The following is a 21,608-nucleotide window of genomic DNA, read 5'->3' as shown; positions in this document are numbered from 1 at the left end:
AGCGAAGCCAGCTGGCTGTTTCCAGCGCACGAGCAGAACATCTTCGCGCTCACCAGTCACACATGAGGCCGCTGCCCGGGTAGCGCGGAGAAGTTATGCAGGCCGCTTGCTGGTTATCTGCAGCAGGCCCCGCATGATCGCCAGTGGCGTGGGCGGGCAGCCGGCGACCACGGCATCCACCGGAATGATGGCACTGACCGGTCCGCGGGTCGCATAGTTGGCGCCGAACAGGCCGCCGCAGGCCGCGCAGTCCCCCACGGCGAGCACCCACTTGGGATCGGGCATCGCTTCATAGGTTTGCCTGAGTGCGTCTTCCATATTGACCGAGACCGGTCCGGTGACCAGCAGCAGGTCGGCATGGCGCGGACTGGCCACAAACCGGATGCCGGCGCCTTCCAGGTTGTAGTAGGCGTTGCTCAGCGCGTGGATTTCGAGCTCGCAACCATTGCAGGAGCCGGCGTCGACATGGCGAATGCACAAGGCGCGCCCGAACACCGCGTGCAGCTCACGCTGGATTGCAGTGGACGCCGTCTCGTCGGTATCCGGCACCGGATACGGCTCGCTCAGGCGGCCGGTTCGACGAATGCGTGAAAGGATATCGAACATGCGCGCTTACCCGTCGTGCCCGCTGTAGGAAAGGTTGAAGGATTTGTTGATCAGCGGGAAGTCCGCCACGATGTTGCCCAGAATGGCGACTTCGAGCAGCGGCCAGTTCTGCCACGAGGGATCATGCGCGCGGCAGCGCCGGATGCCACCGGCGGGGCCGGTTTCCAGCGCCAGCATGACCGGGCCGCGCCAGCCTTCGATCAGGCCGATGCCGAGCTGGCCGGCGGGCGCCACCGGCACGTCGCAGGCCAGCTCACCGGCTGGCAGCGCCTGCAGCCATTGCCGGCACAGCCGCAGTGATTGCAGCGTCTCCTCGAAGCGTACCTGCACGCGCGCCGCCACATCACCTTCGGTGCTGGTGGCCAGTGCCGGCGACGAATGATCGTACGGCGACCATGGCTGGTCCACGCGCAGGTCGCGGGCGACGCCGGAAGCACGTCCGGCCAGGCCTATCGCTCCCAATGCAGCAGCCTGGGCGGGGGTCAAGCGGCCGGCACCAAGGAAACGATCCTGCAGGCCTTCGTGGCGAGCGTAGATTCCGCGCAGCTCGCCTACCGCGTGTTCCAGTGCCGCGATCTCGTCGAGCATGCCCGGCAGCGCGCGTGCCGGCAGGTCGCTGGCGACGCCGCCGGGTACCACAAAATCAAACAGGTAGCGTTGGCCGAACAGCTCCGCGTTGTGCCGCAAAAGCTGCTCTTTCAGGCTCGAAAACTGGGTCTGGCCGAAGGCAAAGCCGACATCGTTGGCCAGTCCGCCAAGATCGCCCAGATGATTGGCGATGCGTTCGCGTTCGAGCGCCAACCCACGCAGGACGAGGGCGCGCGGCGAGGGTGTGCTGGCGGTGATCGATTCCAGCGCGGCGCAATACGCCCAGCTGAAAGCCACCGTCGAATCGCCGCAGATATGGGCGGCCAGGCGGTGGGCGTCGCGCTGGGCCAGTGCCTCGAAGCGCTTGGCGATGCCCTTGTGCGTGTAACCGAGGCGAACCTCCAGGCGCAGCACCTTTTCGCCTACCACGGCCAGCTGGAAACGCCCCGGCTCGATGGTGCCGGCATGCACCGGACCGGCGGTCATCTCGTGCACGCCGTCACCGCTGACCGGGATGAATGGATACGGCGAGCTGGTCACTGGCCAGGTCTGGGTCGCCGCGACGTCGCGACGCAATGGGAACACACCTTCCGGCCAGCCGCCGTGGCGCAACCACGGCCGTGTATCGCCGGCGTCGGCGCGGATGCCGAGCAGATCGTAGGTTGCGCGCTGCAGCCGCCCGGCCACTGGAAAGCGTGTGGCCAGCGAGGGGTAGATGGCCTGGTCGGCGGGCATCGCGTGCTCCACCACGACCAGCCGATCGCGCAGCAGGTAGGCCGCGTGCACGCGCAGGCACTGGTCGCGATCACGATCATCGCTGCCCCACAGCGACAGCAGGTCCGCACCTGCCTCGCGCATCGCATCCGCGGCCTCGCACCAGCGAGCGGCATCGACCTGTACGCGGCAGGCCGCCACGTTGGAGGGCAAGGGCACGCATTCGGTGTCGAGAAAGTCAGGCCACATGGGATTCATCCGATCAGGCTCGCGGCGAGCCGATACCACTGGGCCAGGGCCGGCGGTATGTACAGGCCGAGCATCAGCACGATCGACAGGTGCACAAACACAGGCACCAGTGCCGGCGGGTGCGGCAGGCGCCGTGCATCCGTTTCGCCGAATACCATCGGCTGCACCTTGAAGAAGATCGCGGCGAATGCCACGGCCAGGGCGATGAGCAGGAACGGTGTCGCCCACGGATGGTCGCGCATGGCCGTGATCAGGACCATGTATTCACTGGTGAATACGCCGAATGGCGGGGTGCCGAGGATCGCCAGCGAGCCCAGCATCAATCCCCAGCCGACGGTGGGACTCACCGCCAGCAGGCCGCGGATGCCGTCGATGCGCTGGGTGCCCGCGATCTGCGAGGCATGGCCAGCGGCGAAGAAGATCGCCGACTTGGTCAACGAGTGCACCGTCATGTGCAGCAGTGCGGCGAAATTTGCCAGCGGCCCGCCCATGCCGAACGCAAAGGTGATGATGCCCATGTGCTCGATCGAGGAGTAGCCAAACAGGCGCTTGATGTCGCGTTGACGCCACAGCAGGAACGCCGCCAGCACCGTCGAGAACAAACCGAACGCCATCAGCATGCGTCCGGGCAGCGCCGAGTGCATCGCGCCGGCCGCAAGGATCTTGCAACGGACCACGGCGTACATCGCCACGTTGAGCAGCAGCCCCGACAGCACCGCCGAGACCGGGGTGGGACCCTCCGCGTGGGCATCGGGCAGCCAGTTGTGCAGGGGGGCGAGACCGACCTTGGTGCCGTAGCCGACCAGCAGGAAGACGAACGCGAGCCCGATCACCGTCGGATCGAGCTGCCCTTTCGCCGCGTTGAGGTGGGTCCACAACAGCGCTCGCATGCCCTCGCCACCGAGCAGCCGCTCCGCCGCGAAGTACAACAGGATCGTGCCGAACAGCGCCAGCGCGATGCCGACGCCGCACAGGATGAAATATTTCCAGGCCGCCTCGATGCTGGCGCGGGTACGGTACAACGACACCAGCAGCACGGTGGACAGCGTCGCCGCCTCCATCGCGACCCACAGCAGCCCCATGTTGTTGGTCGACAGCGCCACCAGCATGGCGGCCATGAACAGCTGGTACATGCTGTGATAGAGCCGCAGGCGGTGCGTGTTGAGCCGGCCGTGATCCTGTTCGATACGCATGTAGGGGCGCGAAAACACTGCCGTGGTGAAGCCGATCAGCGCAGTCAGCGCGATCAGGAACACGTTGAACGGATCGACGAAGAACTGTTCGTGGGCCACGGTCATCGAACCCTGGCCGATGATCCTGAGTACCAGCGCCGCGGCGGCGATCAACGTCGCCAGGCTGATCACGACGTTGAGTTCGGCGGCGGAGCGCCGCGCGCCGAGCACGGCCAGCACGATCGCACCGAACAGGGGAGTACCCAGCACCCACGCAAGCTCCACGTCAGTCCTCCTTGAGTGCTTCGAGCTGATGCAGGTCGAGGCTGTCGAACTGCTCGCGGATCTGGAAGAAGAAGATGCCGAAAATGAACACGCCGACCAGCAGATCGAGCGCAATACCCAGCTCGATCACCATCGGCATGCCATAGGTCGTGCTGGTGGCGGCGAAGAACAAGCCGTTCTCCATCGACAGGAAACCGATCACCTGGGTCACCGCCTTGTGGCGGGCAATCATCATCAGGAAGGCCAGCAGGATCACCGCCATCGCAATGCCCAGCGTCTGTCGGGTGACCGTGGTGGCCAGCGAACTGATCGGCTGGGCCAGCCCGAACGCGAAGATCACCAGACCCAGCCCGACCAGCATCAGGGTGGGAATGTTCACCAGCGGATCGCTGTCGCCCTCGATGCCCAGGCGACGCATCAGCCGCAGCAGGATCCACGGCATCAGCCAGACCTTTTCGATCAGGGTCAGCGCGGCGGAGTAATACAGATGCTGCAGGTGCGCTGTGACGGCGACCAGCAGCGTGGACGCGGTCAGCACCACACCCTGCCAGGCCAGCAGCACGATCAGCCGCCGCGTCCGCCGCTGGGCGAGCATGGAGAACGAGATCATCAGCAGGCCGGCGGCGAGCACGTGCAGCAGCTGGGTGGCGAGGTTGAGTGGAGGCATCATTCAGGATTGCAGCAGAAGGTGAACGAGCAGGCCCAGCACGGCGAGCAGGAACGCCATGCTCAGGAACTCCGGCGCCCGGAAGATGCGCAGCTTGGCCGAGACCGTTTCAATCACCGCCAGCACCGCGCCGGCGACGGCCAGCTTGACCAGCAACCACACGATGGCAAGTAACAAACCCGATGGGCCGGCCGTGTGCGGCGCGATGCCCCAGGGCACGAACAGCGTGAAACCGATGCACGCATAGTTGAACAGCTTCAACCAGGACGCCCATTCGATGAGGGCCAGATGGCGCGCGGAATATTCCAGCACCATGGACTCATGGATCATGGTCACTTCAAGGTGCGTGCCGGGGTTGTCGATCGGAATACGGGCGTTCTCGGCCAGCAACACCATCACGAAAGCGACACCGGCGAAGGCCAGGCTCGGATGCAACGTCAACCCGTCAGCGTCCAGGGTGCCTTTCACGATGGTGGGCAACGCCGTGCTGCCGAACATCAGAAACGCGTTGAACAACACCATCAGCAGCGCCGGCTCGGCGAGAAATCCGATCATCATCTCGCGTCGCGCGCCCATGCTGCCGAAGACCGTGCCGATGTCCATCGCCGCCAGGGCGATGAACATGCGTGCCGTCGCGAACAGGCCGACCAACGCGATGGCGTCGGCCACCCGGGCGAGGGGCAGGTCGGTGGTCACCGAGGGAATGATCGCCGCCGCCGTGGCCATGGCGCCGAACACGGCGTAGGGCGTGGCGCGGAACAAAGGCGAGGCCTGCGTGGCCAGCGCCGCATCCTTGCGGAACAGCTTGCGTAAGGTGCGGTAGGGCAGCAGCAGGGAAGGGGCCGACCGACTCTGCAGCCAGGCCCGGCATTGGGCGACCCAGCCGGCCAACAGCGGTGCCAGTGCCACGGCCAGTACCACGCCGCCGAGCTGGCTGACGGGTGCGAGCGCGTTCACAGGACGAACACCAGCAAGACGATCAGGGTCAGGAAGCTGTACATCAGATAGATAGCCAGACGGCCACGCTGCAGCATGGACAGCGCATCGGCCAGCCAGCCGACGATGCGGGCCAGCGGAAGATACAGGCCATGCCAGAAATGGTCATCGATCTGGATGCGGTAATGCGGGAACTGGTCATCCGCTGCAGGCAATTCGCGCTCGATGCGGAAAAACGGCCCGAACATGTGCCGGATCGGCTGACCGAATCCTTCGGCGGTGTCCTGCATGCGCGGGGTCAGCTCGGGGTAACCGCAATTCCATGGTGGCACCCGGCGCACACGACCGTGGTACATCCGCCGTACCAGCACGAACATCATCGCGATCACGCCGGCCATGCCCAACAGCAGCCACAGGCCATTGTAAGAAGCCTGCGCCTGCGCCACCGGAGCGATCCACCATGGCGCCGGGCCGCGCTGGATCACGGTGCCGAGCAGGGTCTGGGTCACGCCGGCGATGGCATCCAGCGCGGCTTGCGGAAACACGCCGATGAGGATGCAGCCCAACGCCAACCAGGCCAGCCCCACCCGTTCGAGCCAACCTGCATCGTGGGCCTGCATCAGTGAAGGTTCGCGTGGCTGGCCGAGAAATATGACACCGTAGAACTTGACCATCACGTAGCCGGCCAGCGCGGCGGTGAGTGCCACCACGGCCGCGCCCAGCGGCACGATCATGTTGATGAACGCATGCGGGATGGACGGCGTGGACAGGAATGCCTGCAGCAGCAGCCATTCGGAAACGAAACCGTTGAGCGGTGGCAACCCGGCGAGGGACAGGGTGCCGACCAGGGCCAGCGTGGCGACCCATGGCATCCGCCGGATCAGCCCGCCGAGTTTGCCCAGGCTACGCTCGCGGGTGGCGTGCAGCACCGAGCCGGTGGCGAGAAACAGCAGGCTCTTGAACAGTGCGTGGTTGAGTGCATGCAGCAACGCCGCGGCGAGTGCCAACGCCGCCAGCAGGCGCATGTCGAACGCGTAGCACAGCAGCGCCAGGCCAAGCGCAGCGAAGATCAGGCCGATGTTCTCGATGGAGGAATAGGCCAGCAACCGCTTCATGTCGGTCTGTACGGCAGCGAACACCGCACCGAACAGCGCCGTGACCAGTCCCACTGTCAGCGTCAGCATGCCCCACCACCATGGGCCGGCGTGGAGCAGATCGAAACTGATCCGCAACATGCCGTAGACCGCCACCTTGAGCATCAAGCCACTCATCATCGCGGACACCGGTGATGGCGCGGCCGGATGGGCTTCCGGCAGCCACACATGCAGGGGCACCAGGCCCGCCTTGGCACCGAAACCGAACAAGGCCAGCAGGAAGGCCGCCGCGGCCCAGGCCGGCGACAGGGTGGCTGCACGCATCGAGTCAAACGTCATCAGCCAGCTGCCGCCGTGCAGCACACCGAAGCAAAGCAGCAGTGCCAGTGCTCCCACGTGCGCCATCAGCAGGTACAGGAAGCCGGCGCGCTGGATCTCCGGGATACGGTGCTGGGTGGTCACCAGGAAATACGAACTGAGCGCCATCGTTTCCCACGCCACCATGAACAGATAGGCGTCATCGGCCAGCACGACCAGCGCCATGCTGGCCAGAAATACGTGGTACTGCAGGCAGAGCAGCCCCGGCGCCGTACCTTCGCCGTGCCGGAAGTAACCGGCGGCGAAGATCGAGATGCCAGCCCCCGCAGTTCCAAGCAGCAGCAAAAAGAAGCCTGACAGCGCATCCAGACGCACATGAAACGGCATGTCTGGAAGGCCGAAGGCAAGCACGCTGGTCTGCGCGGCAAAGCCCGTGCCCAGGGACACGGCGCCCATGCCGGCCACGCCCAGCGCGACCAACGCGCCCAGCGGAAACAGTGTGCGTGCGACCCAACCGATGCGATTGGACTGGACCAGGCCGAGTGCACCAATCAGCAACCACGAAGCAACCAGACCCAGCAACGCGGTCAGTGTTGTGGTTGCCGTCAGTGCACTTACCCCATGCATACGGTGGACTCGAGCAGGTCGCTGGCTGAGCGGCTGTTGAGCGGTACCGGCTGAACGTTTGTCATGATAATTTTATTATCATAAGATGATGGTTCAGTGTACAGCCGATGATACTCGCATGCCAACAGAAAGCCGTACGGCCCGCCTGACTGTCCTGATCGATCCACGCAAGAAGGCGGTGTTCGAGCGCTTGTGTGCGGGAGATGACACCACGCCGTCGCAGGTGGTGCGTCAGCTGATCCGGGACTATATCGAGCAGAAGTCCGGACACTCCTGGCAAAGCGAGTACGACCTTGCTGAAAAGACCGCGACTGCAGCCAAAAGGTCGCGGACGCGCTAGCGGCTGCCAGCGTCACCTGTCCATGCTATGGCTGCATGGGATGGGCCCGGACAGGACGACGGGAAACAGCGTGGCGGCGGCCCGATCGCCGCCCGGACAAACACGGGCTTCGTTGAGCACCCGAGGTGGGCTGCATCGAGCTGGACAAGGCAGCCCTTATGCGGGCACGCATACCATGTCAGGAGTCAGCCGCCCGGACGGACCTGTTGTGGTGGTTCAACGTGCCGGCTTGTCGCACTGAGCGGCTGTGTCAAATCTGTCAGCAGCACAACAGGTGCTGCCGCTGCCGGATGCCGGTCGGCCTTCAGGGCCCTATCTGGCTCCGCTAGGGATCGGGTTACGGAACGGCATGGCCAACACCTGCAGCGGCATGGTGTTCCGCACCACCATGTCCTGGCCGCGCTCACCGGACTGTGTGGCGTGGGCTACGGCATCTACCGCCAGTACACGATGACGGTGGGAATCCGCTCCGACTAAGTGTGACCGCCGCGCGGGGCGCGGCGGTCGTCGACCCGGCACGCGGCAGCGTGGCCCCGATAGCCGCCTGGCCACGCCATGGGGCAGCAGCGGCATGACGTATCATACGGGCATGCCCCGTCCCGTCCCCACACCCGGCGCCGGCCTGTTCGCCGAACCCGATGCGCTCAAGCCGCTGGCCGAACGCATGCGCCCGCGCAGCCTCGACGAGATCGTCGGCCAGCAGCGCCTGGTCGGCCCGGACAAGGCACTGCGCCGCGCGCTGGAGGCCGGCAAGATCCACTCGATGGTGCTGTGGGGGCCGCCCGGCTGCGGCAAGACTACGCTGGCGCTGCTGGTGGCGCGCTACGCCGACGCGGATTTCCGCGCGATTTCCGCCGTGCTGTCCGGCCTGCCGGACGTGCGCAAGGCGCTGGCCGAGGCCGAGCTGAACTTCACGCAAGGGCGGCGCACGGTGCTGTTCGTCGACGAGGTGCACCGCTTCAACAAGACCCAGCAGGACGCATTCCTGCCGCACATCGAGCGCGGCGTGATCATCTTCATCGGCGCCACCACCGAGAACCCCTCGTTCGAGCTGAACTCCGCGCTGCTCTCGCGCTGCCGCGTGCATGTGCTGGAGCCGGTGTCCACCGGCGACATCATCGCGGCGCTGAAGCGCGCACTGGTGGACGACGAACGCGGCCTCGGCGCGCTGCAGCTGCAGGTGAGCGAGGAGGCGCTGGACTCGATCGCCCAGGCCGCCGATGGCGACGTGCGCCGTGCGCTGACCCTGCTGGAAATCGCCGCCGAGCTGGCCGAAGACCGCCGCATCGACGAAGCGACCCTGACCCAGGTACTGGCCGACCGCACCCGTCGCTTCGACAAGCAGGGCGAGCAGTTCTACGACCAGATCTCGGCGTTGCACAAGTCGGTGCGCTCGTCCGATCCCGACGCGGCGGTGTACTGGCTGTGCCGCATGCTCGATGGTGGCGTCGACCCCCTGTACCTGGCCCGGCGCATGACCCGCATGGCGGTGGAGGACGTCGGCCTGGCCGAGCCGCGCGCCTGGCGCATGGCGCTGGATGCGTGGGATACCTACGAGCGCCTGGGCAGCCCCGAGGGCGAGCTGGGCCTGGCCCAGCTGGCGATCTGGCTGGCTGTCGCGCCGAAGAGCAACGCCGCCTACATGGCCTACAACAAGGCCCGCGATGCGGTGCGCCAGGGCGGCACGCTGGAGGTGCCGATGCACCTGCGCAACGCGCCCACCAAATTGATGAAGGGCCTCGGCTACGGCAAGGGCTACCAGTACGACCACGACGCCGAAGGCGGCATCGCGCTGGACCAGCAATGCCTGCCCGACGCGCTGGCCGGCAGCATCTTCTACGAACCGGTCGAGCGCGGCCTGGAGCTGCAGCTGCGCGAAAAGCTGCTGGCCCTGCGCGCCGCCCGCAAGAAAGTCCGCAAAGCGTAGGAGCCCGCTTGCGGGCGATGCTCTCTCCAGGCGGCAGTGCTGCACACCGCTCGTCGCCGCCATGGCTTGGTGGCTGGGTCGCAGTGCGCGCAGGCTGGCCAGCTGAACCGGCCGCCTTGCTCCCTCCCCTGCGTGCAGCAGGGGAGGGCCGGGGAGGGGTGAAGCTCCCCACGCTACCCGAGAGTCGCATTGCGGCCACCACCACGCGGCAGCGATAATTCACGGTTCAAGCCTTCACCCGGACTTCGATCATGCTGGATCCCGCCCTGCTGCGTTCGCACCTTGCCGAAACCGCCGCGCGCCTCGCTGAAACCCGCGGCTACACGCTCGACGTGGCCGCGGTCGAGTCGCTGGAGAGCACGCGCAAGCAGCTGGCGACCGAAACGCAGGAGCTGCAGAACCTGCGCAACACGCATTCCAAGGCGATCGGCCAGGCCAAGGCGAAAGGCGAGGACACCGCAGCGTTGATGGCCGAAGTCGCCGGCATCGGCGACAAGCTCAAGGCGAATGAGCTCCAGCTTGCCGAGGTGCAGGCGAAGCTGGCCGGGGTCGCCTTGGGCATCCCGAACATCCCGCACGCCTCCGTGCCGGTCGGCAAGGACGAACACGACAATGTCGAAGTCGCCCGCTGGGGCACACCGCGCGAGTTCGCGTTCGCGGTGAAGGACCACGTCGAGCTGGGCGAGCGCCACGGCTGGCTCGACGGCGACGCCGGCGCCAAGCTGTCCGGCGCGCGCTTCACCGTGTTGCGCGGCCAGCTCGCCCATCTGCATCGCGCGCTCGGCCAGTTCATGCTGGATCTGCACACCGGCGAGCACGGCTACCTCGAATGCAACGTGCCGGTGATCGTCAACGCCGACAGCATGCAGGGCACCGGCCAGCTGCCGAAGTTCGAGGACGACCTGTTCGCCACTGAAGTCGGCGAGACGAAGCGCTACCTGATCCCCACCGCCGAAGTCCCGCTGACCAACCTGGTGCGAGACACCATCCAGGACGCCGGCGCGCTGCCGCTGCGCATGACCGCGCACACGCTGTGCTTCCGCGCCGAGGCCGGCAGCTACGGCCGCGACACCCGCGGCATGATCCGCCAGCACCAGTTCGAAAAAGTCGAGATGGTGCAGATCGCCCGCGCCGACCAGTCGCATGCGCAACTGGAGGAAATGGTCAGCCACGCCGAGAAGGTGCTGCAGAAACTCGGCCTGCCGTACCGCAAGGTGCTGTTGTGCAGCGGCGACATGGGCTTCACCGCCGTCAAGACCTACGACCTCGAAGTGTGGCTGCCCAGCCAGCAGACCTACCGCGAGATCTCCAGCTGCTCCAACTGCGAAGACTTCCAGGCGCGCCGCCTGCAGGCCCGCGTGCGCAACCCGGATACCGGCAAGCCCGAGCTGGTGCACACGCTCAACGGCTCCGGCCTTGCCATCGGCCGCACCCTGATCGCGGTGATGGAGAACTATCAGAACGCCGACGGCTCGATCGACGTGCCCGAGGTGCTGCGCCCGTACCTGGCCGGTCTGGACAGCATCACGTGAACACGCCGGCATCCGGGCAAGGCCACTGGGGCAGGGTGGAGTTCTACACCAGCTTCTTCCTGCTGGCAGTGCTGGCCACGGTGATCGGCATGCGCCTCGGCTTCGACGGCGTATGGCGGATGCCGGTGCTGGATCTCGACCTGTCCGTGGTAGCCATGGCGCTGGTGCTCGCCAGCTTCTGGTTCGCCCGCCACAGCCGCCGCCGGCGCCTCGCCATCGTCGCCTTCGCCAGCGCCACCCAACTGGTGCCGATGGTCGTGCGCGAACCGATACTGCTGGTGCCGCTGCTTGGTGCGCTGATTCCGGTAGCGATCCTGGTGGTTTGCCTGGTGGCGCTGTCGAAGAAGGGCAGCAGCGGCCGTCCGTCGCAGGGTTCCTGATAGACTCATCGCGTCGTCGGCAGTGCAAGGCTGCCATGCAAGGTTCTACGGAGAGATGGCCGAGCGGTTTAAGGCACCGGTCTTGAAAACCGGCGAAGGGTCAAACCTTCCGTGGGTTCGAATCCCACTCTCTCCGCCAGTACTGCAAAGCCCCTGTTCTTACAGGGGTTTTTGCTTTTCTGAGGATGGGCTTGTCGCTCCACATATCGCTCCACAGCGAGCCGATATGCGCATCCCGAACTACTTGCGCCTTGCACCCTCAGGCATCTGGCATTTTCGCCAAAGAATTCCATCACGTCAGACCCGCAAGACGGATAAGACTGAAATCACCAAGAGTCTTGGAACACGTGACCTCCTGACCGCGCAGCAACGTGCGTTGAACCTTGTCCAGGCGTATGCTCGGACCTTCACACAGGTTGGGGGACTGAGTGTGTCCGTAGCTATGGATGGCGTACCTTCTGTTGAGGAAATCGCCAGGGCGATTGCCTTGGGGTACAAGGTCATCCGTCACCTGGATGGCAGGGTCGAAATTGAGGCCAACGGCAAAACAGACCATGGTTTTGCCATGGATGCGGTCGACCATATCGGACGGCTGGATCAAGAGCCGTACCACCAAGAATTCATGCAGGCAGCTCGTGTTGCTGCATCTTCTGCTCCTACCCCCGACCCTGCATCGAAGATTCCAAGCGTTGCCATTGGCAAGGCTGTGGCCCTGTGGCTGGCGGAGATCAAACCTTCGACCAAGGCCAAGACTTTCAAAATAAAAACAACAGCGGTCGAGGGATTCGCCAAGCACTATGGTGAGAAGAATCCCTTGAAGGATGCGGGTCGCATTGATGTTGGTGCTTGGGTCATGGCACTTCGGGCCGGCAAGCTCGAAACCCCAACCATCGTGAACAAGTGCAGCTACTTGCGCGGTTTCTTCGACTGGGCCAAGGCCCGTGGGTATTACCCGCCCTTTGCCAAGGATGAGAACCCTGCGGCAGGCCAAGTCGTCTATGGCCCACGTGAGAAGCGCAAGCGTCGTGCCCTTGGGTTCAAGCCTTTCACCAACGAACAGATCCAGGCCTTGTATTCACCGACCGCCCTAGAGGGTCTCAGTGAGGCGGCACGGTGGGGTGCTTGGGTAGGTCTGTATACGGGTGCCCGTGTGGCCGAAGTTGGGCAACTGACCTTGGCTGACTTCGTAGAGGTCGATGGGATTCCATGCATTCGCATCACCAACGAAGGGGAATGCCAGTCGGTGAAGTCCGAAGTCAGCATCCGAACGATTCCGGTTCACCCGAAGCTGATTGAGCTGGGTCTATTGAAGCGCGTGTCTGATCTGCGCAAGGCAGAGGAGAAGCGACTGTTCCCGAAGGTGAAGGTCGATGGAGTCAACGGGCCTGGGAACTGGCTCAGCAAAGCTTTCAGTCGTCATGTGCTGGCGACAGTTGGTAAGCCGGAGAAGGGCAAGCTTGGCTTCCACTCGTTGCGCAAGACCGTGGTGCAGGGGTTACAGAGTGCTGGGGTGACCGCTGAGCTTCGTGCTGCGTATGTAGGGCATGAGCTGGATGATGAGCACCATGGTGCTTACAGCAGGGCTCCGACTATGCGGGAACTGCTGGATGCGGTTGAGAAATTGGATTGGGGCGTGAGGTAATAGGTGGAGCTGCTGAACTCGTGGCTCGTGTTCAATTTTGACAATTAAGGTGGGGCAAATGGATATTGTTGCTGTCATTAACTATAAGGGTGGGGTTGGCAAAACCACCGTAACCTCAAATATCGCAGGAGAGCTTGCCTTTCGTGGCAAAAAAGTCCTGTTGATCGATACTGATGCTCAGGCAAGCTTGACTTTCTCTTTTATCACTCCTGACGAATGGGACGAGGATTACAAATCCCACAAGACAATCAAGACTTGGTTTGATGCCATAAGTGGCGGTCACAATCCGAGGGATTTGAAGGAGTTCATTATCTCGCCTGCCAAGGTAAATGGATATCTCTCAAGAAAGGATACGGGTGGTCGGATAGATTTGATTTGCTCTCATCTTGGTCTAATCAATGTTGACCTTGAGTTGGCGACCCTGCTTGGTGGGGCCAATCTGCAACAATCAAAGCGCAATTACATCAAAGTGCACGGAAAGCTCAGAAGGGCGATTAGGGATCTGATCGATGAGGCGGACTATGACATTGTTCTTATTGATTGTCCTCCCAACTTCAATATCGTTACTAAAAATGCAATTATTGCCAGCGAAAAAATTCTGATTCCCGCAAAGCCTGACTACCTGTCTACGCTGGGCATCGATTATTTGCAGCGAAGTGTTAATGATCTCGTGAAGGAATTTAACGAATACGCGGCGCTTGACGAGGATGAGGATGAAATTGATCCTTCTATCCTTGGTGTCCTGTTTACAATGATTCAGATCACGAGTGGCCAGCCCATTTCGGCGCAGCGGCAATTTATTGCGCAAACTAAGCGGCTTGGTGTTCATGTTATGAATACGTACTTCAGGGAGAATAAGACCATATTTGCCAGCGCGCCTCAGGAGCTCATTCCAGTTGTCCTGAATGCTTATTCAAACAACACGCATTCAGATGTAGTGAAGGAGATTGAGGGTGTGGTTCGTGAATTCCAGTCGCTACTCTGAGGTATAAGAATGGACAAGTCGCAGAAAGCATTGGCCCTTATCCTTAATAAAGTTCTTTCAGGAGTGATGAACCTATCGAGCGAAGATATCGATAAGTTATCTGACAAGGGCTATGACATAGATCTCAGGGTTGTGCGCAAACGCACTAAGGATGAGGTGGAGCAAGTTCCGTTTGAAGATTTTAAAGCACTTGTTGAAAAACTAACTTCATTTAGTAGTCGCGATGAAGCCTCAGATTTTCTATTGCGAACCTTTGAGACCAAGAAGCCCGTCGAACAACTGGCTAGATCTTTGGATATACCCATCCTTAAACAGGATAAAGTTGAAACTCTCCGAGACAAGATCATTGAGGCGACGGTTGGTGCGCGAATTCGATCTGAGGCTATCAAGGGTAAGGCTTAATCTCAAAGCTCCCTTTCCACAAACGGGGTCAGGTTCACTTTCCCGAACCCGCCTCGCTTTGAATTGTTTCCCTGCGCCGTTTCCGCCAGCCTAATCATTCTGCTTTTGTTGCCCCCGGTGGATAGACGCCGGCGAGTCGCGCGATGAGGATGGCGACGACGAATAGCGATTCGGCGATCTGCTCTACCGTACAGATGCCGCCCACCTGCCAGAAAAGGTGTCTGTCAAACCCGGGCGTCAGGGGCAGTTTTGGCTTCGAAGTGCCACACGCGACTCCTCCAGTGTCGACCGAAGAGGCCCCGCTTGCGGGGCCTCTTCATTTGTGGCGAACGCCACCACCGGGACCATCGCAGATGAATCCCTCGCTCCGGCAGCCGCGTCGCGCACGCCGGGTTCCTCGACGTGCATTCCGGCCCATGCTTCCCCCCGTTTCACGCCCGCTAACATGCGGCGGACTTTCCTGCAGCAGGTGGAAGCATGGTGTCGACGTACGCGGGCTCTGCGCAGCCGCATCCGCCGATTGGCGCGTTGCTGCGCGAGTGGCGCACCACTCGGCGCATGAGCCAGCTCGAGCTGGCGCTGGAAGCGGGCATCTCTGCCCGGCACCTGAGCTATGTCTAAACGGGGAAGGCGCGCGCCAGCCGCGACTTGATCGGCCGGCTGGCGGATGTGTTCGCCATGCCGCTGCGCGAGCGCAACACGCTGCTGCTGGCCGCTGGCTACGCGCCGCAGTATCAGGAGAACGCACTGGCGGCGCCGGCGCTGGAGCGGATGCGGCAGGCGATCGAGTTGATCATCGCGCACCAGGAGCCTTACCCCGCCTTCGTCATCGACCGGCAATGGAACGTGCTGATGGCCAACGGGGCGGCGACGCGGGTCAATCGCCTGCTGATGGACGGTCGCGAGAGCCGGCATGCCAACCTGCTACACCAGGTGTTCGATCCGGACGACTTCCGTTCGGTGATCGTCAACTGGCCGGAGGTGGCGGAAAAGTTCATTCGCCACGTCCATGAGCAGCTCGCTGCCGTGCCAAGCGATCGCACGCTGCAGGATCTGCTGGCCGACGTGCTGGCCTATCGCGACGTACCCGCGCACTGGCGCTTCCGCGATCTGCAGGGCATGCCGGCGCCGGTGCTCACGCTGGTATTCCGCAGCCGGCTGGGCGAGCTGCGTTTCTTCGAGACCATCACGACGTTCTCGATGCCGCGCGACGTGACGCTGGACGAACTGCGCATCGAATGCGCGTTTCCCGCCGACGATCACACCGCAGCGGTCTGTGCCGGGCTGGCGGCATCGGCCTGATGCGGGCATGACCTGACAGGTGATTGAGTGCGCCGGTGGACTGAGTGGTCGGCCCGCGGGCATCCGGGACGCAAGGCGGCGGACGTCGGGAACCATGATGGACTCGGATCCGCTTTCCAGCCCGTCCTGCGTTTCGGGCTGTTTGCCCACGCCATTCCCTGCCGGCCCGATCATTCCGTCGTGTTGCCCCCCGGCGGACAGACACCGCCAAGCCGCGCGATGAGGATGGCGACGAACGGCGATCCGGTGTCCGCCCGACGGTAGCGATGCCACGTGCCTGGCGGCTGGGCGGGGCACGGTCGTCGAATCCCGGTGAGCCTGCCAGGATGCGCCCACTTGACCGAACCCAACCCGGTGCGACGTGGTTTCCACTTGATCGCGGTCAACATCGCCTCGGCGGGCGTGCACATACTGCAGCGGTCGGTATGGAAGGCACGGACATGGGCAGGCTGGAAAGCCGGGGCAGCCGGCGGCGCATGGGGCATCGGGGTGCCTGCGCGGCTCGGCGGGTGGGGAAGGGCGCGTTGGGGGTGTCAAGGTGAAGAACATGTGCTCCTTCTGCGCCGGGCAGGCGATGGCACGACGGCGTGCCGCCGATGACCTCGGCGGCGTCCCCCTGTCATCCCCCTGCGGCCTCGCTGGCACGGCCGGCTTGGCACGTTGGCGCGCTTCCCGAAAGGCGGCGCGGCCGATGCGCATGAGCAGGGCGTCGGGTTGCATGGTTGGCTGCATGCCGATCAGCCCGGTTCGCCCCGGTTTCATCCGGGCGGGGATGGCTGAAGGTTACGTCGCCGCAGGGGCGGCGATCCGCTGCCACGCCGACGCAAGGTCAACGCCGCGCATCCGCCGGCCATCTGGCGGGCCGGCCGGCCTTGCCATTGACGAATCAGAACCCGTGACCGGCCGCGAACCGGCCACGGGTGATGACGGTACCCGCCACCGGGGGTAATCCACTCGAGGAGTCAGCCATGTTCAAGCACATCCTTCTTCCCATCGACGGTTCGGAGCTTTCGTTGCGCGCGGTCAAGCTCGGTCTCGAACTGGCGCAAACGTGCAAGGCAAAGGTTTATGCGCTGCATGTGGTGCCGCCATTCCACACCATCGCCTATATGGCCGAGATGGTGACAGCCACCGAGGCCAGCTACTCGCGGGACGCCGTTGCGCGTGCCGAACGTTATCTGGCCGAGGTGCAGCAGTTGGCCAAGGCGGCCGGCATCGAATGCGGCAGCAGCTATCTCTTCAACGACCATCCGCATGAGGCGATCGTGCAGACCGCACGGACCCAGCATTGCGACCTGGTGGTCATGGCATCGCATGGCTGGCGCGGCATGACCCGCTTGCTGCTCGGAAGCGAGACGCACAAGACGCTGCTGGAAAGCGAGGTTCCGGTACTGGTGTGCCGTTGAGCGCCGGGTGCCGGCGAACCGCGGATTGAAGGGAGGCGGCCGGTTCCGGCGAGGGTCGACCGGTCGCCACCCGGGCCGCGCCGGGGCAGGCCTCATTTCCTTTGCATCACCAACATCCCCGCCGCCATCGCGGCGGTGGCCAGCCAGCCGAACCGTTTCAGCGGCCACGGCGTGGTGAATCCACCCATGACCTTGCGCTGCGAGCCCATCGGCATCACGTGGCCAGGCCGTTGATCACGGTGCTCCCGTACCGCGCCTGGGGGAACGCCTGGAAAATGCCGGTCAGCAGGTACACGACGGCCGCGCCGAACGGCTTGTCGGGCGTCATCACCTTGGAACGTGTAGGGCATCGGGTTGCCGGTTGCGCTGACATCCAGCGCGCTGGCAAACCAGCGGCATGACCAGCACCTGCGGGCCGCCGGCCTCCAGGGTCGCCATGCTATGTTCCCGAAAGACATGGCCGACTGCATCGAGGCAGCAGCTCCGCTCGCGGCAGGCTGCCTGAGCGCATTCGATCGTTGGATACCTGCCTCTCATCACGGCGCCAGGCACCACCGATCAGCGAGGAGACCGCACAAGTGAGAACACTCGGATTGATTGGCGGCATGAGCTGGGAGTCCACCGTCTCCTACTACCGGGAGATCAACGAGGGGGTCAAACAGCAGCTCGGCGGGTTGCACTCGGCCAGGCTGCTGCTCTTCAGCGTGGACTTCCACGAGATCGAGCAATTGCAGCACGCCGGCGAGTGGGAGAAGGCTGGCGAGGTCCTGGCGCAAGCCGCATCTGCACTGGAGCGGGCGGGAGCCGAAGGCCTGGTGATCTGCACCAACACCATGCACAAGGTGGCGGCACAGGTGCAGTCGGCCGTCTCGATTCCCTTGCTGCATATCGCCGATCCCACGGCCGCAGCGATCAAGGCCGCCGGGTTGACCCGCATCGGCCTGCTGGGAACCCGCTTCACCATGGAGCAGGACTTCTATCGGAAGCGCCTGGAGAGCCATGGGCTCGAGGTACTGATTCCCGGCGAGGAGGATCGCGCCGTGGTGCACGCAGTGATCTACGACGAACTTTGCCTGGGCATCGTGCGCGAAGAGTCGCGCAAGAAATACCTGGGCATCATCGACCGCCTGGTCGGCAACGGCGCACAGGCGATCATCCTCGGGTGTACCGAGATCTCCCTGCTGATTCGGCCGACCGACACCCGCGTGCCGCTGTTCGATACCACGGCGATCCACGCGGCGGATGCCGTGCGCTGGTCGCTCGAAGGCGGGCCGATCTAGCCGGCTGCGGTTTGTCGCAACCGGAGTCATCTGGCCGGTTTCGGGAAGGCCTGACCCATCGGCTTCCTGCTCGTCATTACTTCCACCGGAAGTGCAGAGAGCCCATGAACCCCATGGGCTTTTTTGTTGCGTGATTTTTTTCGCCGCGTTGCCGATCGTCTTCGATGAGCTGGCATGCATGCGATCTTCTCCGCATCACGCGCGCGCCAATGCAGCCTTCCAGCACTGCTTCAGAACGGAGTGCGTTGCCGTTATGGCCGTCCAATTGAACCATTCCACCATTGCAAGTTCTTGCAGGGCTTTTTCGATGCAAGGGGTCGGAGTAGTTTCCGTGAAGGGGAATTTCAACGGCCATCCGGAGGGGAGACAAAATGCATAACCATGCAGGGCTCAACGTGGTGCTCTTGCGCGCCGTGCGCGCGGCGCTTGCTGCAGCAGCGCTGGTAGCGTGCGCGGCGCAGGCGCAGGATCCGGGGGCGTCGGACAGCGGGCAGGCCGCGGCCAGCCAGGCGACCACGACGCAGGGGCGCAACAACGCGGCAAAGGCCAAGTCGACCACTACCCTGCAGGAAGTCGTGGTGACCGGCACGCATCGCGCCGGCTTGTCGCCGACTGCATCCCTTTCGCCGATCGACGCGTTCAGCGGCAGCCAGATCGCGAACCAGCCATCGGCGGATCTCACCGACACGCTGACCAACATCGTGCCGTCGCTGACCACCCAGCGCTTTCCGATCGCCGACGGCACGGCGTTCGTGCGGCCGGTGTCGCTGCGCAACCTGTCGCCCGACCAGACCCTGGTGCTGGTCGACGGCGTGCGCTTCCACCGTTCGGCGCTGGTCAACCTGCAGATCGACCCGCTCGGCACCTTCAACCAGGGCGCGCAGGCGGTCGACTTCTCGGTGTTCCCGTCCAACGCGGTCGAGCGCGTGGAGGTGCTGCGCGACGGCGCCTCGGTGCTGTACGGGTCGGACGCGATCGCCGGCGTGGTCAACGTGATCCTGAAGAAGGAGCCCAAGGGCGTGACGGTCAGCGCGGAGCTGGGCAAGTACGGCAAGGGCGACGGCGAGCTGCGGCGCTACGACGCCGATGCGGGGTTCCGGCTCGGCACCGACGGCTTCGTGCACGTGAGCGCCGAGCGCGAAACCACCGACCCCACTTCGCGCGGCGTGCCGCAGGCGCGCGCGGCGGCGGTGGCGGCGGTGGTGGGCGCTAACTTGGTGCCGTACAACGGCCTGGGTCAGCGCTGGGGCGACCCCGAGACGAAGACGAACAAGCTGTTCGTCAACGCCGGTCTGCCGCTGACCAGCGACATCCAGCTGTACGGCTACGGCAACTTCATGGACAAGAAGGTGCTGTCCAGCTTCTTCTACCGCACCCCGGTGCTGGCGCCGCAGTACGGCATCGCCGGCCGCTCCACCCTGGTCAGCTACGCCAACGGCAGCTTGACGCCGGCCAACGCGCCGCAGTCGCTGGTGGACAACATCGTGGCCGGTGGCGGCAACCCGGCGAACTACCTGACGGCCAACGCCGCCAGCCCAAGCGGCTGGATGCTGCTCAATCCGATCTACACGCAGTTCCCCGGCGGCTACAGCCCGCTGTTCGGCGCCGACATCGCCGATCACCAAGTGGTCGGCGGCGTGCGTGGCGGCGCCCAGGGCAACCTGCAGTGGGACGTGCATTACCGCAACGGCAGCAATGAGGTCGACTACCGCCTGCAGGGTTCGATCAACCCGAGCCTGGGCAACCTGTCGCCCACCACCTTTCGTCCCGGCAAGCTGACCCAGCGCGAGCAGGGCGCCGGCGCGGATTTCGTCCGTTCGTTCGACGACTCGCCGCTCACGCTAGCCTTCGGCGCGCAGTGGCGCCAGGAAACCTACATTATCCATCGGGGCGACGCCGGCTCGACCGAGGTGGGGCCGACCGCCTCGGTGTTCGGCGTGGGCTCGGATGCCTTCCAGGGCTTTCCGGCCAATGCGGCAGGGCGCTTCACGCAGAACAGCGACTCGGCCTACTTCGACGCCGAAACGAACCTCACCGACAAGTGGTCGGGCGCGGCGGCAGTGCGCTACGAGCATGCGAACGGCTACGGCTCCAAGGTGGTGTATAAACTTTCCAGCCGCTACGCGTTCACCGACACGTTCGCGCTGCGCGGCACGTTCAACACCGGCTTCCGCACGCCGACCCCCGGCCAGGCGAACACGCTCAACGTCACCACCACGGCGACCGCCCAGGGCGGCCTGGTTCCCAGCGGCACCTATCCGGTGAACAACCCGGTGGCGCGCGCGCTGGGTTCGACGCCGCTGCGGACCGAAACGTCGAAGAGCCTGTCTGTCGGCGCGGTGTGGACGCCGACCGACAGCGTCACGACCTCCCTGGACTACTACCGGATCAAGATCCGCGACCGCATCGGCCTGGTCAGCAAGAGCGTGACCCAGTCCACCGTCGACCAGCTCGCTGCCGGCGGCTACCCGAACGCGCAGCTGCTGCTCGGCAGCGACGCCAGCTATTTCGGCAATGCGTTCGGATCCGACATCCATGGCATCGACTTCGTGCTCGACACGCGGCACCAGCTGGGCAACGGCAAGCTCAACATCGACTTCCGCTACAACCGCAACACGCAGGACGTGGTCAAGGTGAAGCCGAACACGCTCAACAACGACTTCGTGTACGACCTCGAGCACCAGGTGCCGAAGAGTCGCGCGGTGCTGAGCTTCGACTACGGCCTGAGCCAGTTCGACTTTATCGCGCGGATCAACCGCTACGGCGGCTGGAGCACCACGGTGGGCCTGTTCGGCAGCAACAACCCGCCGGACGACGTGAGCCACTACAGCGGCAAGACGCTGGTGGACCTGGAGGCGCGCTACAAGTTCAACGACACCTTCTCGGTGGCCGTCGGCGGCAACAATGTCTTCGACACCTACCCCGGCAAGGAGCAGAACGCCACGCTGCAATTCCTCGGCGTCAGGTACGCGCTCACCTCGCCGTTCGGCTTCAACGGCGCCTTCTGGTACGCGCGAGTGACGGCCAGCTTCTGACCGTCGTCGCCTTGCAGCACCGTCTCCCCGGGCGTGTCCGGGGAGACGGTCCACGCGCCGGACCGCTGCGGTATTTGGCGCAGCCTCGGGCTTACCCGTCGATCCCTGCGATCGCTCCGCT

18 protein-coding genes and 1 tRNA gene are annotated in these 21,608 nt (G+C 64.1%); 13 read left to right on the top strand and 6 right to left on the bottom strand.

Annotation, left to right across the window (positions count from 1 at the left end):
• Positions 1-93 precede the first annotated feature (93 nt).
• The 6 genes from LRK53_RS11735 to hyfB form a co-directional block, all read right to left on the bottom strand.
• Positions 94-549, bottom strand: a complete 456-nt coding sequence (locus tag LRK53_RS11735) for an NADH-quinone oxidoreductase subunit B family protein (protein ID WP_235642135.1) — start codon at positions 547-549, stop codon at positions 94-96.
• 63 nt (positions 550-612) lie between these two features.
• Entirely contained in the window at positions 613-2,157 is a 1,545-nt protein-coding gene (locus tag LRK53_RS11730; protein WP_235642133.1) for a hydrogenase large subunit, read from the bottom strand.
• Positions 2,158-2,162: 5 nt separating this feature from the next.
• Positions 2,163-3,614, bottom strand: a complete 1,452-nt coding sequence (locus tag LRK53_RS11725) for a hydrogenase 4 subunit F (RefSeq protein ID WP_235642131.1) — start codon at positions 3,612-3,614, stop codon at positions 2,163-2,165.
• A gap of 1 nt (position 3,615) precedes the next feature.
• Complete coding sequence (locus LRK53_RS11720; RefSeq protein ID WP_027492728.1) at positions 3,616-4,284, bottom strand: formate hydrogenlyase; 669 nt, start codon at positions 4,282-4,284, stop codon at positions 3,616-3,618.
• On the bottom strand, positions 4,285-5,238 hold the full coding sequence (locus LRK53_RS11715) for a respiratory chain complex I subunit 1 family protein (protein WP_027492729.1): 954 nt from the start codon (positions 5,236-5,238) through the stop codon (positions 4,285-4,287).
• Positions 5,235-7,256, bottom strand: coding sequence for a hydrogenase 4 subunit B (hyfB, locus tag LRK53_RS11710; protein WP_051257567.1), 2,022 nt, complete (start codon positions 7,254-7,256; stop codon positions 5,235-5,237). The genes LRK53_RS11715 and hyfB overlap by 4 nt, the downstream gene beginning before the upstream one ends.
• A gap of 118 nt (positions 7,257-7,374) precedes the next feature.
• Here hyfB and LRK53_RS11705 point away from each other — a divergent pair, with 118 nt between their 5' ends.
• The 13 genes from LRK53_RS11705 (at position 7,375) to LRK53_RS11645 (ending at position 21,487) form a co-directional block, all read left to right on the top strand.
• Positions 7,375-7,596 carry a hypothetical protein gene (locus LRK53_RS11705; RefSeq protein WP_027492731.1) on the top strand — a complete coding sequence of 74 codons (222 nt, stop codon included), beginning with the start codon at positions 7,375-7,377 and terminating at the stop codon, positions 7,594-7,596.
• A 589-nt stretch (positions 7,597-8,185) separates the two neighbouring features.
• Positions 8,186-9,523 carry a replication-associated recombination protein A gene (locus LRK53_RS11700; protein WP_027492732.1) on the top strand — a complete coding sequence of 446 codons (1,338 nt, stop codon included), beginning with the start codon at positions 8,186-8,188 and terminating at the stop codon, positions 9,521-9,523.
• A gap of 251 nt (positions 9,524-9,774) precedes the next feature.
• On the top strand, positions 9,775-11,055 hold the full coding sequence (gene serS, locus LRK53_RS11695; RefSeq protein ID WP_027492733.1) for a serine--tRNA ligase: 1,281 nt from the start codon (positions 9,775-9,777) through the stop codon (positions 11,053-11,055).
• Complete coding sequence (locus LRK53_RS11690; protein ID WP_027492734.1) at positions 11,052-11,435, top strand: hypothetical protein; 384 nt, start codon at positions 11,052-11,054, stop codon at positions 11,433-11,435. The genes serS and LRK53_RS11690 overlap by 4 nt, the downstream gene beginning before the upstream one ends.
• 49 nt (positions 11,436-11,484) lie before the next feature.
• A tRNA-Ser gene (locus LRK53_RS11685) sits at positions 11,485-11,574 on the top strand.
• 87 nt (positions 11,575-11,661) lie between these two features.
• Positions 11,662-13,077, top strand: coding sequence for a DUF6538 domain-containing protein (locus LRK53_RS11680; protein ID WP_235642129.1), 1,416 nt, complete (start codon positions 11,662-11,664; stop codon positions 13,075-13,077).
• Positions 13,078-13,135: 58 nt separating this feature from the next.
• A complete protein-coding gene (locus tag LRK53_RS11675) occupies positions 13,136-14,062 on the top strand; it encodes a ParA family protein (RefSeq protein ID WP_027492735.1) in 927 nt (308 codons plus the stop codon).
• A 9-nt stretch (positions 14,063-14,071) separates the two neighbouring features.
• On the top strand, positions 14,072-14,464 hold the full coding sequence (locus tag LRK53_RS11670; protein ID WP_185754637.1) for a hypothetical protein: 393 nt from the start codon (positions 14,072-14,074) through the stop codon (positions 14,462-14,464).
• Positions 14,465-14,941: 477 nt separating this feature from the next.
• On the top strand, positions 14,942-15,085 hold the full coding sequence (locus LRK53_RS11665) for a helix-turn-helix domain-containing protein (protein WP_221174204.1): 144 nt from the start codon (positions 14,942-14,944) through the stop codon (positions 15,083-15,085).
• A 57-nt stretch (positions 15,086-15,142) separates the two neighbouring features.
• Positions 15,143-15,766 carry an MmyB family transcriptional regulator gene (locus LRK53_RS11660; protein ID WP_221174205.1) on the top strand — a complete coding sequence of 208 codons (624 nt, stop codon included), beginning with the start codon at positions 15,143-15,145 and terminating at the stop codon, positions 15,764-15,766.
• A 968-nt stretch (positions 15,767-16,734) separates the two neighbouring features.
• On the top strand, positions 16,735-17,172 hold the full coding sequence (locus LRK53_RS11655; RefSeq protein ID WP_027492736.1) for a universal stress protein: 438 nt from the start codon (positions 16,735-16,737) through the stop codon (positions 17,170-17,172).
• Positions 17,173-17,777: 605 nt separating this feature from the next.
• Positions 17,778-18,452 (top strand): aspartate/glutamate racemase family protein, encoded by a 675-nt coding sequence (locus LRK53_RS11650; RefSeq protein WP_275113412.1) that lies wholly within the window; start codon positions 17,778-17,780, stop codon positions 18,450-18,452.
• A 371-nt stretch (positions 18,453-18,823) separates the two neighbouring features.
• Entirely contained in the window at positions 18,824-21,487 is a 2,664-nt protein-coding gene (locus LRK53_RS11645; RefSeq protein ID WP_027492738.1) for a TonB-dependent receptor plug domain-containing protein, read from the top strand.
• Positions 21,488-21,608 lie beyond the last annotated feature (121 nt).

Origin of the sequence: Rhodanobacter thiooxydans (assembly GCF_021545845.1) — a bacterium.
GTDB lineage: Bacteria > Pseudomonadota > Gammaproteobacteria > Xanthomonadales > Rhodanobacteraceae > Rhodanobacter.
The sequence above is the reverse complement of the archived record's forward strand: the minus strand, read 5'-3'. Positions and strand labels throughout refer to the sequence as shown.

Coding starts and splice junctions, on each gene's coding strand:
- LRK53_RS11730 (WP_235642133.1), bottom strand. CDS start 2,157: ATGTGGCCTGACTTTCTCGACACCGAATGCGTGCCCTTGCCCTCCAAC.
- LRK53_RS11720 (WP_027492728.1), bottom strand. CDS start 4,284: ATGATGCCTCCACTCAACCTCGCCACCCAGCTGCTGCACGTGCTCGCC.
- hyfB (WP_051257567.1), bottom strand. CDS start 7,256: ATGCATGGGGTAAGTGCACTGACGGCAACCACAACACTGACCGCGTTG.
- LRK53_RS11705 (WP_027492731.1), top strand. CDS start 7,375: ATGCCAACAGAAAGCCGTACGGCCCGCCTGACTGTCCTGATCGATCCA.
- LRK53_RS11700 (WP_027492732.1), top strand. CDS start 8,186: ATGCCCCGTCCCGTCCCCACACCCGGCGCCGGCCTGTTCGCCGAACCC.
- serS (WP_027492733.1), top strand. CDS start 9,775: ATGCTGGATCCCGCCCTGCTGCGTTCGCACCTTGCCGAAACCGCCGCG.
- LRK53_RS11680 (WP_235642129.1), top strand. CDS start 11,662: ATGCGCATCCCGAACTACTTGCGCCTTGCACCCTCAGGCATCTGGCAT.
- LRK53_RS11675 (WP_027492735.1), top strand. CDS start 13,136: ATGGATATTGTTGCTGTCATTAACTATAAGGGTGGGGTTGGCAAAACC.
- LRK53_RS11670 (WP_185754637.1), top strand. CDS start 14,072: ATGGACAAGTCGCAGAAAGCATTGGCCCTTATCCTTAATAAAGTTCTT.
- LRK53_RS11665 (WP_221174204.1), top strand. CDS start 14,942: ATGGTGTCGACGTACGCGGGCTCTGCGCAGCCGCATCCGCCGATTGGC.
- LRK53_RS11660 (WP_221174205.1), top strand. CDS start 15,143: ATGCCGCTGCGCGAGCGCAACACGCTGCTGCTGGCCGCTGGCTACGCG.
- LRK53_RS11655 (WP_027492736.1), top strand. CDS start 16,735: ATGTTCAAGCACATCCTTCTTCCCATCGACGGTTCGGAGCTTTCGTTG.
- LRK53_RS11650 (WP_275113412.1), top strand. CDS start 17,778: ATGAGCTGGGAGTCCACCGTCTCCTACTACCGGGAGATCAACGAGGGG.
- LRK53_RS11645 (WP_027492738.1), top strand. CDS start 18,824: ATGCATAACCATGCAGGGCTCAACGTGGTGCTCTTGCGCGCCGTGCGC.